Annotated in this window: 10 protein-coding genes, 3 tRNA genes and 1 pseudogene; 5 read left to right on the top strand and 9 right to left on the bottom strand. The window is 38.5% G+C overall.

Annotated features, from left to right (window positions below; translation table 11 throughout):
• Positions 1-502 (top strand): annotated as a pseudogene (locus H4J62_RS14135) (hypothetical protein); the annotation flags it as partial.
• 641 nt (positions 503-1,143) lie between these two features.
• Here H4J62_RS14135 and uvrB read toward each other — a convergent pair.
• Both uvrB and H4J62_RS14125 read right to left on the bottom strand, forming a co-directional pair.
• Positions 1,144-3,141, bottom strand: a complete 1,998-nt coding sequence (uvrB, locus tag H4J62_RS14130) for an excinuclease ABC subunit UvrB (protein ID WP_182175759.1) — start codon at positions 3,139-3,141, stop codon at positions 1,144-1,146.
• Complete coding sequence (locus H4J62_RS14125) at positions 3,141-4,514, bottom strand: MATE family efflux transporter (RefSeq protein WP_182216278.1); 1,374 nt, start codon at positions 4,512-4,514, stop codon at positions 3,141-3,143. Before H4J62_RS14125 ends, uvrB begins: the two co-directional genes overlap by 1 nt.
• 569 nt (positions 4,515-5,083) lie before the next feature.
• Here H4J62_RS14125 and H4J62_RS14120 point away from each other — a divergent pair.
• The 3 genes from H4J62_RS14120 (at position 5,084) to H4J62_RS14110 (ending at position 5,484) form a co-directional block, all read left to right on the top strand.
• Positions 5,084-5,159 (top strand) — tRNA-Asn (locus tag H4J62_RS14120).
• Between the two features lie 50 nt (positions 5,160-5,209).
• A tRNA-Asn gene (locus H4J62_RS14115) sits at positions 5,210-5,285 on the top strand.
• A gap of 123 nt (positions 5,286-5,408) precedes the next feature.
• A tRNA-Asn gene (locus H4J62_RS14110) sits at positions 5,409-5,484 on the top strand.
• A gap of 290 nt (positions 5,485-5,774) precedes the next feature.
• Here H4J62_RS14110 and H4J62_RS14105 read toward each other — a convergent pair.
• The 7 genes from H4J62_RS14105 to H4J62_RS14075 all read right to left on the bottom strand — a co-directional run bounded on the left by H4J62_RS14105 (position 5,775) and on the right by H4J62_RS14075 (position 15,017).
• Positions 5,775-6,641 (bottom strand): NAD(P)-dependent oxidoreductase, encoded by an 867-nt coding sequence (locus H4J62_RS14105; RefSeq protein ID WP_182216280.1) that lies wholly within the window; start codon positions 6,639-6,641, stop codon positions 5,775-5,777.
• A 1,092-nt stretch (positions 6,642-7,733) separates the two neighbouring features.
• Complete coding sequence (greA, locus tag H4J62_RS14100) at positions 7,734-8,210, bottom strand: transcription elongation factor GreA (RefSeq protein WP_070376488.1); 477 nt, start codon at positions 8,208-8,210, stop codon at positions 7,734-7,736.
• 118 nt (positions 8,211-8,328) lie between these two features.
• Complete coding sequence (gene carB / locus H4J62_RS14095; protein WP_070376487.1) at positions 8,329-11,547, bottom strand: carbamoyl-phosphate synthase large subunit; 3,219 nt, start codon at positions 11,545-11,547, stop codon at positions 8,329-8,331.
• A gap of 31 nt (positions 11,548-11,578) precedes the next feature.
• On the bottom strand, positions 11,579-12,718 hold the full coding sequence (carA, locus tag H4J62_RS14090) for a glutamine-hydrolyzing carbamoyl-phosphate synthase small subunit (protein ID WP_070376486.1): 1,140 nt from the start codon (positions 12,716-12,718) through the stop codon (positions 11,579-11,581).
• A gap of 267 nt (positions 12,719-12,985) precedes the next feature.
• Positions 12,986-13,789 carry a 4-hydroxy-tetrahydrodipicolinate reductase gene (gene dapB, locus H4J62_RS14085; protein WP_182216282.1) on the bottom strand — a complete coding sequence of 268 codons (804 nt, stop codon included), beginning with the start codon at positions 13,787-13,789 and terminating at the stop codon, positions 12,986-12,988.
• A gap of 38 nt (positions 13,790-13,827) precedes the next feature.
• Entirely contained in the window at positions 13,828-14,250 is a 423-nt protein-coding gene (locus tag H4J62_RS14080) for a hypothetical protein (protein WP_182216284.1), read from the bottom strand.
• Between the two features lie 143 nt (positions 14,251-14,393).
• A complete protein-coding gene (locus H4J62_RS14075) occupies positions 14,394-15,017 on the bottom strand; it encodes an FKBP-type peptidyl-prolyl cis-trans isomerase (RefSeq protein ID WP_182216286.1) in 624 nt (207 codons plus the stop codon).
• A 220-nt stretch (positions 15,018-15,237) separates the two neighbouring features.
• Between H4J62_RS14075 and H4J62_RS14070 the strand changes: the two genes are divergently transcribed.
• Entirely contained in the window at positions 15,238-16,557 is a 1,320-nt protein-coding gene (locus H4J62_RS14070) for a Na+/H+ antiporter NhaC family protein (RefSeq protein WP_182216288.1), read from the top strand.
• The last annotated feature ends 749 nt before the right edge of the window (positions 16,558-17,306 follow it).

Genomic DNA, 17,306 nt, shown 5'->3' with positions numbered 1-17,306 from the left:
TGAAGCACCTGTTGTTGAAACCACGGTTGTTACCACACCGTTAGTTGAAACAACGATCGTTGAAACGACCACGGTTGATACACCGGTAGCTGAAAAGCCAGCAGTTGAAACAACTGTTGTAGCAACAACGACGGTTGAGACAACAGTGGTTGAAACGACGACTGTTGAAACAAGCAAAGCAGAAGTTCAACAAGATTTACCTTTTGATGAACCTCAAGTTGCAGAGCAAGAAGTTGAAACTGCGGTTGAAAAGCCAAAGCGCGTTATTTCAAGAAAACCAAGCCCTAAAGTGAGCTCAAAAGCCGGGAAAGTTTCTAGTAAAGGTAGTAAGCCAGGTAAATCATCTGCGCCAATGACTAAAACAGAATCAATTACCACCATGAATGAAGTTCCTACGGACTTCATTGCTAGTGAAGATCGTGTCAAGCATGCTTCATCGGGTAAAATGGCAAGAGTATCTAACGCAGTAAGTCGTAGTGGTGCAGGTCCAACTAAACCATAGGCCTATATAGCGTATATATTTACCACTAGGTAAAATTAAAAAAACCAGTCACTAGACTGGTTTTTTATTGTCTACGATAGAGTAAAACACCCTTTACAAAGCGGTAAAGGGTCGTTTATTGAGATAAAAACGCCTAAGGGAAATTTAAATTGACCTTAATAGAGATGTCTACAGCGATCATAAAATTTTAAATATCATCAAACATCACATAGTTAGCACTAAAGTACCTCTTACTTATAAAACAAGGTTGCAAACAAAGGGTTTTAATTCCTAAAACATATAACCCTTCCGCTGAGATACTCTAAACTTAAACTGAGCTTAATGGGGTAAGATCATCGTCTCATACCATTAATCACCGTTAGATTGGCTTATGAATAAAGGAGCATAAAGTTATTTAAGTTTCAGAGGTAATGTATATGAGTGTTATTTGGAAGAATCATGCAAGTCGACTGGTGGACTTCGTTAATAATAATAACGAAGTTCAAGCACATCTTTATCTTGAACAGCTAATGCTGTTTCCTTTAGATATTCAAGATAAAATAATCAATGACATTAGCCACTTGCCATATTGCAATTGTGAGTCCGTCTCAAACATCATCAGCCAATATATGATGTTTGAGCTTAAGTGATGACAAATCTATTTAACGAGATAGCTGCTGTTCTCTTAATTTTGCCACTTCATCACGTAAATTAGCAGCTTGTTCAAACTCTAGATTTTGAGCATGGTTAAGCATTTCACTTTCAAGCTGCTTAATTTTTTTATCAATATCTTTAATTGATAATATTTTATAATCTGAAGCTTGCTCAGCTACATTTAATAAGGTGTTACTTGAAGATACCGTACCATTATGAAGTGCATCACTAATTTTGCTAATGACTCCCCGGGGCGTAATGTTATTATCAAGGTTGTATTGATGTTGCATCTCACGTCTTCGTTCAGTTTCATCAATCGCTTTTTTCATAGAGCCAGTGATCTTCGCCGCATATAAAATAGCTCGACCATTAATATTACGGGCAGCACGTCCAATCGTTTGAATAAGTGAACGCTCTGAGCGTAAAAACCCCTCTTTATCTGCATCTAAAATCGCCACTAAGGAGACTTCTGGCATATCTAAACCTTCACGTAATAAGTTAATACCAACGAGCACATCAAACTTACCTAAACGAAAGTCACGAATAATTTCAACACGCTCGACGGTATCAATGTCAGAATGTAAATAACGGGCTTTTACATTATGTTCATCTAAGTAATCAGTAAGATCTTCTGCCATTCGCTTGGTTAGCGTGGTCGCTAAAACACGCTCTTGTATCACGACACGTTTTCGAATTTCTGATAATAAGTCATCTACTTGTGTTTCGACTGGACGAACTTCGATGATAGGATCAAGTAATCCTGTTGGACGAACTAATTGCTGAGCAATTTCATTACCTGACTTTTCAATCTCGTAATTACTCGGTGTCGCTGAAACATAAATAGTTTGTGGCGCTAACGCTTCAAACTCATCAAACTTCATTGGACGGTTATCCAATGCAGATGGCAAACGAAAGCCATAGTTCACTAGGTTTTCTTTACGAGAACGATCGCCTTTATACATAGCACCTATTTGCGGCACGGTTACATGCGATTCATCAATAATTAATAAACCATCGTCAGGTAAATAATCAAATAAAGTCGGTGGTGCTTCCCCTTCCCCACGCCCTGATAAGTAACGAGAATAATTTTCAATACCCGAGCAATAACCCAGCTCTGTCATCATTTCAATATCGAATTGAGTACGTTGCACGATGCGTTGCTCTTCAATTAAGCGGTTATTATCCTTTAAAAAAGTTGCTCGCTCTTTTAACTCGATTTTAATTTTATCTATTGCTGATAAAATTTTATCTCTTGGGGTCGCGTAATGTGTTTTAGGGTATACGGTTACTCGATCTAGCGTGCGGTCAACTTGTCCAGTCAGCGGATCGAACATCGACAAACGTTCTATTTCTTCGTCGAACAATTCAACACGTAATGCCAAACGATCTGATTCAGCAGGAAATATGTCAATAACATCACCGCGCACCCGATAAGTTGCCCGTTGGAAAGCGACATCGTTACGCTTGTACTGTAATTCAGCTAAGCGTCGTAAAATATCGCGCTGGTTGATAATATCGCCAACACTAATGTGTAGCATCATCTTTAAATACGAGTCGGGGTCACCCAAACCATAAATAGCAGACACTGAAGCGATAATGATAACATCTCTACGCTCTAGCAAGGCCTTAGTAGCCGACAAGCGCATTTGTTCGATATGTTCGTTTACAGAGGCGTCCTTCTCTATAAAAGTATCTGTTGTTGGCACGTAAGCTTCTGGTTGATAATAATCATAATAAGAAACAAAGTATTCGACCGCATTATTTGGAAAGAACTCTTTCATCTCACTATAAAGTTGTGCAGCAAGGGTTTTATTGGGGGCAATCATCATTGTTGGACGATTTAAGGTTGCAACAACATTGGCAATAGTAAAGGTTTTTCCTGAGCCAGTAACACCTAATAGCGTTTGATGCGCTAAGCCATCTCCAATACCATCAACTAACTGTTTAATCGCTGCTGGTTGGTCACCATTAGGGGTGTAATCTGACTTTAAATCCATTGATTTCATTAAGAAACATCCTTTGCTTGGGTAAGTTCATGCGGAAATTGTTTATCAAATAAACGGTATGAAATTATCGCCATAATAAAATTGCCAAAGACTCCACCAATGAAAAATCCTTCAAGACCATAATAAACACTGCCTAAATAGGCTAAAGGCACATAACAAACAAAAAGTCGGATAGCGCTAAGCACTAATGCGACTAACGGCTTATGAAGTGCATTAAAAGAAGAATTAGTTAAAATAATGACGCCTTGAAAACCATAACCTAAGGGAAGTATCCAAATAAAAAGTACAATAATATCTGCTACCGCTTGTTCTTTAGAGAAAACATCGGCGATAAATGGCGCAATTAACACCAGTAGAAAATAAATAAGTAATTGTAATACCATGATAAACTTTGTTGATGCTTTATAGCTTGTCTCAACCCTATGCATATTACCAGCACCAAAATTTTGGCTAATAAAAGGAGGTAAAGTCATCGACATAGCCAGCACAACTAAACAAGCTATAGATTCAATACGAGAGCCAACACCAAAGGCTGCAACAGCCGACTCACCATAATTTGCTACAATAGCGGTTAAAATAGCAGCGGCTATTGGCGTAAGCATATTAGCCCCCGCTGCTGGTAAACCGATATGTAAAATACCTCGACTCGACGCAATAAATGTTTTCAAAGGTAACAGCGTAGTGTGAATTAATTGTCGCTTGATACCAACAATATATAAAACCAATAAGAGTCCAAAAACCCAAGAGATTAGCGTCGCAATAGCCGCACCTTGTATTCCCATGGCCGGTATAGGACCTAATCCAAAAATAAAAATAGGATCTAATATCGCATTAATTAAACCGGCACTGCCCATAATTATGCTTGGCGTTTTGGTATCACCGGATGCTCTTAAAATAGCGTTACCTATCATAGGTCCAATTAAACAAATACTGCCAATAAACCAGATATCCATGTATTGATGAATAAGCGGTAATAAACTTTCACTCGCTCCCAGTAATAAAAAGGTTTCATCAATAAAATAATAACCAACACAAGATATAATACCGACAATTATTGCCGCTAAATATATCGCTGCTGTGCCTGAGTTTTTTGCAGAATCATCATTACCTTTACCTAAGGCTTTGGCAATAACAGCTGATGTGCCAATACCCAAACCTATGGTTAAACTGATCACGGTAAAGGTAATAGGAAAGGTAAAGCTGATTGCTGCGAGAGGTTGTGTACCGAGTAAACCAACGAAAAAAGTATCAACCAAGTTAAAAGTCATTAACAAAACCATACCGTATATCATAGGTATAGTCATACGTTTAATGGTTTCTGCAACAGGGTCTTCGAGTAAATTGATTTTTTTCTTTTTATTTATTTCGGTCATTTAAAGGTAGCTTTTGCTTGTCTTTGCAGGAGAATAGCAAAGTATTGTAAAAGATAGTGATAAGACTCGCTATGTATATATTTTATTTCAACTTCATTTTAATTTTTTATATAAATTTAATGTTAAAAAGAAATAAATAATAACGTTGAAATATCTTTACTTTTGTATAACTCACTGCAAATGGGTATAAAAACTGACGTTGAACAAAAATCACACTAAGATAGTAAAGTAGACAACAAAACTAGCTAAGTCACTGTTATAAATATAAAAAGACAAATCATCTTTATATAGCCATTTAGCTGTAACGTGCATTCTTCACCCAAGTTACGCTTTTTTACACTTTAACTCACAAAGTTATCCACAGATTCAGTGGATAACTTTGTGTAATAGTAACTTATATAGCCCAAGTGTAAAAAAAGCACTGAACTTGAAGATAAAGCAGACTGAGTGTCGACAAAATAAGCAAACAAACAAAATAATGATTTATTTCTACATTTTGTGTTGACAGTTCCGCCACGGACATTTAATATCTCGCCCCGTTAGCCAAGACCCTTGGCAAACAAAACAATTCCTCAATAGCTCAGTTGGTAGAGCAACGGACTGTTAATCCGTTTGTCCCTGGTTCAAGTCCAGGTTGAGGAGCCAAATTAAGATGAGTGGCTTTGAATTTTAAAGCGGCTTTAGAAAAGAACAATTCCTCAATAGCTCAGTTGGTAGAGCAACGGACTGTTAATCCGTTTGTCCCTGGTTCAAGTCCAGGTTGAGGAGCCACATAAGATAAGCCTGCAATTATTTGCAGGCTTTTTTTTATTTGAATGACTACTTCAATTAATTGATAGTAGTGAATAAAAATAGTCGCTTTTCATTATTAAAGGCAACTACATAAAGAACAATTCCTCAATAGCTCAGTTGGTAGAGCAACGGACTGTTAATCCGTTTGTCCCTGGTTCAAGTCCAGGTTGAGGAGCCACATAAGATAAGCCTGCAAATATTTGCAGGCTTTTTTTTACACTAAATTTAATAATCTGAGAAAGCTCAATAGCTCAGTTGGTAGAGCAACGGACTGTGCTTAAATAAAGTCAGCGTTTCTCCCTGGTTCAAGTCCATAGCTAAAGAAAGAGTCAAAGAAAGAGCTAAGGAGCCACATAAGATAAGCCTGCAGTTATATGCAGGCTATTTTTTACGCTAAATTTAAGACGTTAATTATACTAATACATTTTTTGGCTATCTTAATTGTCAGACGGCTAGCAAGTTAACTTGTTAATCATCTAGACGAGCGATCAAGCTAGATGTATCCCAACGGCTACCGCCTTTGTTCTGTACCTCTTCATAATAACCGTCTAATTGTTTAGTAATGGTTAAGTCAGCGCCGATCTTTTCTGCTTCACTGAACGCCATAGCTAAATCTTTTCTCACCCAATCGACGGCAAAACCAAAATCAAATTCTCGGGCACACATCGTTTTACCACGATTATCCATTTGCCATGAACCTGCTGCACCTTTAGAAATGGTCTCTATTAGCTTATCAGTATCAAGACCTGCCTTCTGGGCAAAGTTAAGGCCCTCTGCTAAGCCTTGTACGGTGTTTACAAAACATATTTGATTAACCATCTTAGCTAACTGACCCGAGCCTACCTGCCCCATTAATTGACTAAAGCGGGCATAAGCATCCATGACTGGCTTTACCTGTTCAAAAATAGTCAAGTCACCACCGGCCATAACCGTTAATACACCATTCTCTGCGCCTGCTTGGCCACCGGATACGGGTGCATCAATAAAGTGCTTTTTTTGCAATTTTGCTAGTGCATCAAGATCTCTTGCCAGCTCTGCTGAAGCGGTAGTGTGATCGACCAAAATAGCGCCAACAGCTAAGCCAGCGAATATACCGTCATCCCCCAAAACAACTTGTCTAACATCATTGTCATTACCAACACAGGAAAAGACGATCTCGCAACCTTGGGCGGCTTCTCTTGGACTTTGAGCTAAACAGCCACCAAACTCTTGCACCCATTGTTCTGCCTTCGCAGTCGTACGGTTATAAACGCAAACATCAAAGCCTGCCTTTTGTAAATGTCCGGCCATTGGATAGCCCATAACGCCTAAACCAACAAATGCTACTTTTTTCATATTATCTCCACGATAAATCAGCTCATAAAACCTATATTCTTCATTCATTAAATACTACGAAAAGTTGATAACAATTAATAGTAATCGTTTTATAAACATCATCTTTCTTTGTTATTGACACGATTGGAATTATTCATGCTTTGTTGTAGATAACAAAAACTCCGTCATCCTGAACTGGTTTCAGGATCTGGTCATTTAGATACTGAAATAAATTCAGCATGACGAACTTAGGATCTAGTCACAGAGATACTGAAACCAGTTCAGCATGACGACTTTAAGATCTCGTTACTTAGATACTGACATAAATATTATTCTAAACCTGAACTCTCTCACCTTAATACTGAAGTACTGCTTTTTGTAGACAACAAAAACTCCGTCATCCTGAACTCGTTTCAGGATCTGGTCACTTAGATACTGAAATAAATTCAGTATGACGACATTAGGATCTAGTTACTTAGATAGAGACATAAATATTATTCTAAACCTGAGCTCTCTCACCTTAACATTGAGGTACTGCTTTTTTGTAAACAACAAAAGCTCCGTCATCCTGAACTGGTTTCAGGATCTCGTCACTTAGATACTGAAATAAATTCAGCATGACGACATTAAGATCTTGTTACTTAGATAGAGACATAAATATTATTCTAAACCTGAGCTCTCTCACCTTAACATTGAGGTACTGCTTTTTTGTAAACAACAAAAACTCCGTCATCCTGAACTCGTTTCAGGATCTAGTCACTTAGATACTGAAATAAATTCAGCATGACGAACTTAGGATCTAGTCACAGAGATACTGAAACCAGTTCAGCATGACGACTTTAAGATCTCGTTACTTAGATACTGACATAAATATTACTCTAAACCTGAGCTCTCTCACCTTAATACTGAAGTATTGCTTTTTTGTAGATAACAAAAACTCCGTCATCCTGAACTCGTTTCAGGATCTCGTCACTTAGATACTGAAATAAATTCAGTATGACAACCTTAAGATCTCGTGATTTAAGTACTAAAATAACAGGGCTTAACATAAAAAAGCCCATTATTTTCATAATGGGCTTGGTCTCTTGTAACTGGGTTTACTCTAGCTGTATATTAAATATATTCGACTGAAACAATCTCATATTCAACAACGCCACCAGGTATGGTGATTTCAACTTCAGAATCAACTTCTTTACCAATTAAACCACGGGCAATCGGTGAGTTTAATGAAATACGACCGGTTTTAAAGTCTGCTTCATCATCGCCAACAATTTTATAAGTGACTTCAACTTCGGTTTCAATGTTTAATAAGGTAACTGTTGTACCAAAAAGCACTTTGCCATGATTGGGTATCTTAGTGATATCGATAACTTGAGCATTACACAGTCGACCTTCAATATCTTGAATTCGGCCTTCACAAAAGCCCTGCTCTTCTTTAGCCGCATGGTATTCTGCATTTTCTTTTAAATCACCATGTTCACGGGCAACAGCGATATCTTTAACAATACGTGGGCGTTTTTCTGTTTTTAAAACTCTAAGCTCTTCTTTCAGCTGTTCAGCACCAAGAAGTGTCATTGGATATTTTGTCATTTCTCTCTTCTTTTTAAATGATAAAGGTGGCTTACTTAAAAAGTATAACCACCCTTATATAACAATTTTTTATAAAGCATTTATCTCATAATAAATAAATGCCTTACATACTTCAATATTAATTACATTGCTTATGCAATTCTTGTATTGATGTTACCGTATTTCTATCATCAGCTGCATGAGATTGGCATGTTGCAAATGCTGCGTTCAAAGTAGTCGTGTATGCCACTTTATAGCGCAATGCTCCTCCACGCAAGACTTTAGAATCTTCAATCGCTTTACGACCTTCTGTGGTGTTAATAATATAGCTATATTCACCATTTTTGATTCTATCAAGAATATGCGGACGACCTTCTTGTACCTTATTAACTAAGCGACATGGAATATTAGCTTCACCTAGGATAATCGCTGTGCCATGAGTAGCATCGACGTCATAACCTAAAGCGACCAACTGTTTCGCTAAATCAACCACACGTACTTTATCACTGTTACGAACAGAGATTAACGCACGACCTGATTTAGGCACAGATACACCGGCACCTAAACAAGCTTTTGCGTATGCTTCTTCAAATGTCTTGCCAACGCCCATCACTTCACCCGTAGAGCGCATTTCAGGACCAACCAAAGGATCACTACCATGAAACTTGTTAAACGGAATAACCACTTCTTTCACTGAAAAGTATGGAGGAATAATTTCTTTCGTTATCCCTTGTTCTCTTAGTGACTTGCCAGCCATGACACGTGCGCCAATTTTAGCTAGTGGCACAGATGTCGCTTTAGAAACAAACGGTATGGTACGTGCAGCACGAGGGTTTACTTCAATAATGTAAACTTCGTTATCTTTAACCGCCATTTGTGTGTTCATTAAGCCAATAACGCCTAACTCAAATGCTAAGTCGGTAACCTGCTTGCGCATAACATCTTGGACTTCTTGGCTTAAGCTATAAGCTGGCAATGAACATGCTGAGTCACCTGAGTGAACACCCGCTTGTTCAATGTGTTGCATAATACCGCCAACAACAACGTCAGTACCATCACAAACAACGTCGATATCGACTTCAATCGCATCATCAAGAAAATGGTCAAGCAAGACTGGTGAATCATTTGAAACACTAACAGCTTCTGTCATGTATCGACGTAAATCATCTAGGTCATAAACAATTTCCATCGCACGACCACCTAAAACATAAGATGGACGAACAACTAACGGAAAGCCAATACCTTCAGCTTTAGCCATTGCTTCTTCTAATGAAGTCACCGTCGCATTTTCTGGTTGTAATAAACCTAAGCGTTCAACGGCTTGTTGAAAACGTTCTCTATCTTCTGCTCTATCGATTGCATCAGGAGAGGTACCAATAATAGGCACTCCGGCTGCTTCTAAAGCACGCGCTAATTTAAGCGGTGTTTGACCACCGTATTGCACAATAACGCCTTTAGGTTTTTCGATACGAACAATTTCAAGAACATCTTCAAAAGTGATAGATTCAAAATATAAACGGTCTGATGTGTCGTAATCGGTTGAAACAGTTTCAGGGTTACAATTGACCATGATAGTTTCATAACCGTCTTCGCGTAATGCTAATGCCGCATGTACACAACAGTAATCAAATTCAATACCTTGACCGATACGGTTTGGGCCGCCACCTAAGATCATAATTGATTCTTTATCGGTTGGGTTTGCTTCACACTCTTCATCGTAGGTTGAATACATGTAAGCTGTATCTGAACTAAATTCAGCCGCACAGGTATCAACACGTTTGTATACCGGGAAAATATTAGCTTTATGACGTTTTTTACGCACTTCAGCTTCGGCTATACCAATTAAATCGGCAAGGCGAGAATCAGCAAAACCTTTACGTTTAAGTTTACGTAAATAGTCGGCGGTTAATATTTTTAAACCGCCGGCAGCAACTTTAGCTTCTTCTAAAACGATATCTTCGATTTGAATAAGGAACCAACGGTCGACCATAGTTAAGCGATAAATATCATCAACTGATAAACCTAAGCGAAACGCATCAGCGATATACCAAATACGGTCAGCGCCAGCTTCTTGAAGTTCGTGCATAATTTTAGTTTTAGCGCCCGGCTGAGTAACATCAACCATAGAGTCAAAACCATTTACGCCAACTTCTAAGCCACGTAACGCTTTTTGTAATGATTCTTGTTGGTTACGGCCAATGGCCATTACTTCGCCAACAGATTTCATTTGCGTGGTTAGACGGTCTTCACAGCCAGCAAATTTTTCAAAATTAAAACGTGGAATCTTAGTAACAACATAATCAATAGTCGGTTCAAATGACGCTGGAGTTGCGCCGCCGGTAATATCGTTAGTTAATTCGTCAAGCGTATAACCGACCGCTAATTTTGCAGCAATCTTAGCTATTGGGAAACCTGTTGCTTTTGAAGCAAGTGCTGATGAACGTGAAACACGTGGGTTCATCTCGATAATAACCATGCGGCCAGTGTTAGGACAAATACCAAACTGTACGTTAGATCCGCCTGTTTCTACGCCAATTTCACGTAAAACCGCAATCGATGCATTACGCATGATTTGGTATTCTTTATCAGTTAACGTCTGTGCTGGAGCAACCGTAATAGAATCACCGGTATGAATACCCATAGGGTCAAAGTTTTCAATCGAACAAATAATAATACAGTTATCATTTTTGTCGCGAACCACTTCCATCTCATACTCTTTCCAACCAATTAATGATTCATCAATCAATAATTCAGAGGTTGGCGAGAGATCTAATCCACGAGTACAAATTTCATGGAACTCTTCGCGGTTATAAGCGATACCACCACCGGTCCCCCCCATAGTAAATGAAGGTCGAATGATACAAGGAAAGCCTAAGATTTTACTAGCGGCGTGCGCTTCTTCAATCGTATGAACAATTTCAGCATTTGGCGTATCTAAGCCGATTGCTTTCATAGCTTTATCGAAACGAGAACGATCTTCAGCTTTATCAATCGCATCAGCTGTTGCGCCGATCATTTCAACATTAAATTCTTTTAATACGCCTTTTGCTTCAAGTTCTAAAGCACAGTTTAAAGCGGTTTGCCCACCCATAGTCGGTAAAACCGCACAAGGACGTTCTTTTTCAATGATCTTGCGCACAACTTCCCAGTGAATAGGCTCAATGTAAGTTGCATCGGCCATTTCAGGGTCTGTCATGATAGTTGCAGGGTTTGAGTTAACTAAAATAACTCGGTAGCCTTCTTCACGAAGTGCTTTACAGGCTTGTGCGCCTGAATAATCGAATTCACATGCTTGACCAATAACAATTGGGCCAGCGCCTAAGATCAAGATACTTTTTAAATCGGTACGTTTTGGCATTTTTCAGTTCTCTCTATATCTTGTTTAAGGGCTAAGCTTTGGCTTCGTTCATTAAATCGATAAAATGATCAAATAATGGTGCCGCATCTGCAGGACCAGGACTTGCTTCAGGATGACCTTGAAAACTAAATGCAGGCTTATCGGTGCGATGTACACCTTGAATTGATTGGTCAAATAATGACACATGCGTTACTTTCAAATTCGCGGGCATTTTATTTTCATCAATCGCAAAACCATGGTTCTGCGCAGTTATCATCACGACATTACGTTCAAAGTCTTTCACGGGGTGATTGCCACCGTGATGACCAAATTTCATTTTAATGGTACCCGCTCCACTGGCTAAGCCAAGAAGTTGATGACCTAAACAAATACCAAAGATTGGCGTTTGTGTTTCTAAAAATGATTGAATAGCAGAAATCGCATAATCACAAGGCTCTGGATCGCCTGGGCCATTTGATAAGAATATGCCATCTGGATTCATTGCTAAAACATCAGCGGCTGGTGTTTGTGCTGGCACTACTGTTACCTTACAACCACGGTCGACTAACATGCGCAAAATATTGCGTTTGGCACCAAAATCGTAAGCAACTACATGAAACTTCGAGTTTTCAGGGGTAATGTGACCTTTTCCTAATTCCCAGCTACCTTCTGTCCATTGATATTGTTCTTTGGTTGAAACAACTTTGGCTAAATCCATGCCTTTAAGACCTGGAAATGCTTTTGCTTGAGCTAAAGCGTCTGTTTCTGCAGCCTCAGACATTGTGTCTAGGGTCATGATACAACCGTTTTGAGCACCTTTCTCCCGAAGAATACGTGTTAGTTTACGCGTATCAATATCAGCAATACCTAAAACATTACGTGCCTTTAGGTAGTCGCTTAAATTCTGTTCATTTCGAAAATTACTCGCTAATAGCGGTAAGTCACGAATAACTAAACCTTTTGCCCAAATAGTGTTTGATTCTTCATCTTCACTGTTGGTACCTGTATTACCAATATGCGGGTAAGTTAGGGTAATAATTTGCTCTGCATATGATGGGTCGGTAAGAATTTCTTGGTAACCGGTCATTGAAGTATTGAATACTACTTCACCAACAGCCGCTCCGTCTGCACCAATAGCGGTGCCTTTAAATACAGTGCCGTCTTCAAGCACTAAAATGGCAGATTTAGTCAATTTAACCTCCGTAAAGAAGAAAGAAGCTTAACGATGCAACTAAAAAACATCATTAAGTACAAATTACGTGTCGGCTGTTTCCTAATGAAACACCCATAAAAAATGCCAAAAATTTCGTTATTACTAACAGAACCACTAAATTTTTGACAAAATCCACTTATTTTACGCTTGTATCACATGTTCGTCTAGCGATAATTGTAAAAACTAAGCGTTTAATTGAATATTCAGTTAAAACAGCCAAAAGTAACTGTTTTCTCTAAAAATAAATTACTTCAAGCCTAAAACATCTTGCATATCATAAAAGCCATTATCTGCTTCACTTAACCAGAATGCGGCTCTCATAGCACCTAATGCGAAAGTCATTCTTGAACTTGCGCGATGGGTGATTTCTAACCGTTCACCAATATCAGCAAAAAAAGCGGTGTGCTCTCCAACGATATCTCCAGCTCTTACTGTCGCAAAACCTATGGTTTCTTTATCACGTTCTCCTGTGATACCTTCGCGACCATAAACAGCCACTTTATTTAAGTCTCTACCTAAAGTGTCTGCTATAACTTGCCCCATTTTTACTGCTGTACCTGATGGAGCATCTTTCTTAAATCTATGGTGTGCTTCAAATATTTCTATATCAGTATAGTCACCAATTGCTTTTGCGGTAACTTCTAGTAGTTTAAACATTAAATTAACACCGACACTAGTATTTGGCGCTAAAATCACCGGCATAAGTTCGCCTGCTTTTTCAATAATACTCACTTGCTCGTCACTGAAGCCCGTGGTACCAATAACGAGAGCTTTATGATGTTGTTGACACCATTTTAGGTTGTCTAAAGTGGTTTGAATAGCCGTAAAGTCAATAAAAACATCAGCATCGAGTAAGTCGTTTAAGTTAGTTGCTGTTTTTTGGCCAATAGCACCAATACCGGCGAGTTCGCCTAAGTCAAAATTAACAAACGATGAAGACGCTCGAACCGTACCACCAACAAGTTCAATAGACTTATGCTCTACGGCTGCTTGAATTAAGTTACGGCCCATACGGCCGCTGCATCCTAAAATGGCTACTTTTACTTTCATTTTAATCTCTATAAAATTATTTTATCTACTAGATTACTTTAGCGTACTAACGCTAATGGCAATGCTAATTCAATACTATTGGATAAGTCGTGTGAAACCACACTCATTATTTTAAACTGCTCATCTATCTTAACTACATGGAAAAATGCGGAAAAATCAGCAAAAACTTGATCTTTGTCATCAAAGAAAGCCCAATCAACACATATATCGATAGACGAATTATCTGCATAATTATAACTTGCTGTAATTGGTATTATCTTTCGGGTTTTTGCATGCGTTAAAACAGTAAAGATATCTTTAAACTCTTGATTGAAACTTTCACTATTCACTAAATAAGCAATTTTATCTGGGGTATGTAATGTACAAGGTAAATGATAACAAGCGCGGGCTGCCTCTAAATCACAATGTTCAAAGGCAGTAATATAATCTTTAAATAATTTGATCAATGCTTGCTCTAACATACATCCCTACTTGATTGCTTTGTTATGGTTAATCACTATGGGTTTATATTTTATTATTTTAGCGTATTCGTCGTTCTTTGCCATCTATGGCATCACGACATACAGGCATAAAAAAGCCCTCAACGGAGGGCTTTAAAAACTAATTAGCTAACAATTGCTAATAATTCAACGTCAAATACTAACGTTGAATAAGGTGGTATAGCACCTTGTGAGCCTTGCTCACCGTATGCCAAATGGTAAGGAACGTATAAACGCCACTTAGAACCTTCGGTCATCAACTGTAATGCTTCAGTCCAACCTGGGATAACACCACCAATTGGGAATTCAGCAGGTTGACCGCGATCTACAGAACTATCAAAAATGTCGCCATTGATGAAAGTACCATGATAATGAGTACGAACTGTGCTTGCTGCTGTTGGCTTCTCGCCATCGCCTGTTGCTAAAACTTCATATTGAAGGCCAGATTCAGTAACAGTTACTTCATCACGCTTAGCATTTTCAGCTAAGAATTTTTCGCCTTCAGCTGACATTTCTTTAGCTGCGGCTTGCTCTAACTCTTGCATTTTTTTAGAAACAACAGAAAACGCGGCATTTAAATCTTCGTCTGATACTTGGCTTGCTGAATTAGCAATAGCATCGGCCAAACCTGCTTGTACAGCAGATACGTCAAACTCTTTAAAAGGGTTATTACGTAATTGATCACCTAATTGACGACCTACGCCGTAACTTACACGTTGCTCAATTGTTTCAAATGTATTCTCTGACATGATATTCCTTATGTTTTCGCCGACACAGTTATTGTGTAAAAATGGCAATTAGATAAAAATTCGCGATAGGATAACATAAACAGCTACTGGTCTGTAGCTTGAACTTAAGACATTTGGTTATTTTATATAATTTCCGGTTATGGCTATGCTTTCGTTATTATTTTGCTATCGATTTAGTTTACGATAGACTAGCGTTAACTTAATGTTAAAGATAAATTTTATGAATAAAGATATCGTTATTTCTTCTCCAGAGAAGCGTTTACTTAGCCTGTTACCTTTTGGGGTTTTTCTTGGTTTATTTCTGGGCACCGGTATTGTCCTTACCCTACAAGGCGTTGAGTTTGCTTTTTATCAACTCCCCGCCAGCATCGCTATTATTCCAGCCATCTTAGTGGCTATATATTTAGGTAAAGACAGTATTAATGATCAAGTAAGCCAATTTATTTCTGGAGCTGGCCATGCAAACATTATTACTATGTGTGTTATTTATCTACTCGCCGGTGCTTTTGCAACAGTTGCCAAAACAACCGGGAGTGTTGATGCGAGCGTTCAGCTAGGTTTATCTTTTTTCCCTGATTACTTATTACTGCCAGGCTTATTTTTAGTTGCGGCTTTTATTGCTACCGCCATGGGTACTTCAATGGGCACCATCGCTGCGATTGCGCCGGTGGCATTAGGCTTTATAGAGTCTGCCGATTTAGACGCTTCAATTGTTGCTGGCTGTATTATTTCAGGCGCTATTTTTGGCGATAATTTATCAATAATATCTGACACCACCATAGCATCGACGCGCAGTCAGGGTGCGCACATGAAAGATAAATTTAAAGTCAATTTTAAATTTGCCGTACCTGCGGCAATTTTATGTATCATTATTTATGCTTCAATGGGAATTAGTATTCCGCATGAACAAACCCAAGATATTAACGTACTTGGCTTATTACCCTATTTGGTCATACTAACGTTAGCGTTAATGGGTCTTAATGTGTTTGTCGTATTAATTGTTGGTATTATCCTCGCGGCTGCAATAGGCATGTACGACAATGGCTATCAATTATCGGCATGGGTCAGTGATATCAATGCTGGCTTTGCTAGTATGCAAGACATTTTCATTCTTTCGCTGTTTATTGGTGGTTTAAGCGAACTGATCAAACGCCAAGGAGGCTTAGCCGCGCTAACCCATGCAATTGAGCACTTTGCGCGAAAGCTCAACCCCAACAATAAAAAACGTGCCGCCGGTTTAGGTATCGCTTCGTTAGCATTTACTTGTAACTTTTTTACCGCAAATAATACCGTATCAATTATTGTTACTGGTGAAACAGCGAAAGAGTTAGCAGAAGATGGACAAGTCAGCCCAGCACACTCGGCAAGCTTATTAGATATTTACGCTTGTATTAACCAAGGTTTACTGCCTTATGGTGCGCAAGCTTTACTGCTAGGAGCAACCTTGAAAATATCACCTATTGAAGTGGTATCAAGTGCTTTTTATCCGATGATCTTGCTAGTTGTCGCCAGCATAGCTTTTTGGCGCATCACTAAGTAGCTTACCAATATTAGGCTTTCGTTACTCTATTCTAGATTCTTGCGTGATTGACTCGTTTAGGCTATAAATTTAAACGAGTACGAAGTTAATCGTAAAAATAAAATATAATCAGATAAGAAGATAAATTGAATGAAAGGGTCAAACGTTAATTATCAGTGAAGATGCGTTAAACAAATTAGGTTACAGCTTTGCACGCAATGCTCAATTAAATAATGCCATCGCTATTATGAAGCTAAATACCGAACTTTACGCTAACTCTGCTAATACTTATGACAGTTATGCTGAGTTACTGGTGCAGACTAAACAATACAAATAAGCGCTACCGGTTATTCAGCCAGAGCTTAAGTTAGCTAAGATGGATAAAAACACCGAGTTAACTAAACTACTCTTGGATCATTTAACCCCGTAAATGATGACCTATAACAGGGTTTTTTATAGCTGGCTATAAAAGATAAGGTTGGTTTCCCCTCTTCAACCTAGTCGTCATTAACTGGCAAAACATACCATTATTTTTAACTAAGAGGAGTTAAGACTTGTTAAGCTATTTGAAGCATAATAGGTGCAAAAGCCGTAAAAAATTAGCTGCTGAGAGACCTTAATTAAACAATTAGCAGAATAAGTTATGCTCAGGTACAGTCATATACCAAATTAAAAGGACAGTGAGTTTTGTCACCATAACCACGGATAAAGTTAAGCCGGCTACAAAATATTAATATTGTGTACTAAGATTAAGCTATTATTTTTAAGTC

It is taken from the genome of Colwellia sp. BRX8-5, from assembly GCF_014077325.1.
Classification (GTDB): Bacteria; Pseudomonadota; Gammaproteobacteria; order Enterobacterales; family Alteromonadaceae; genus Colwellia_A.
The sequence above is the reverse complement of the archived record's forward strand: the minus strand, read 5'-3'. Positions and strand labels throughout refer to the sequence as shown.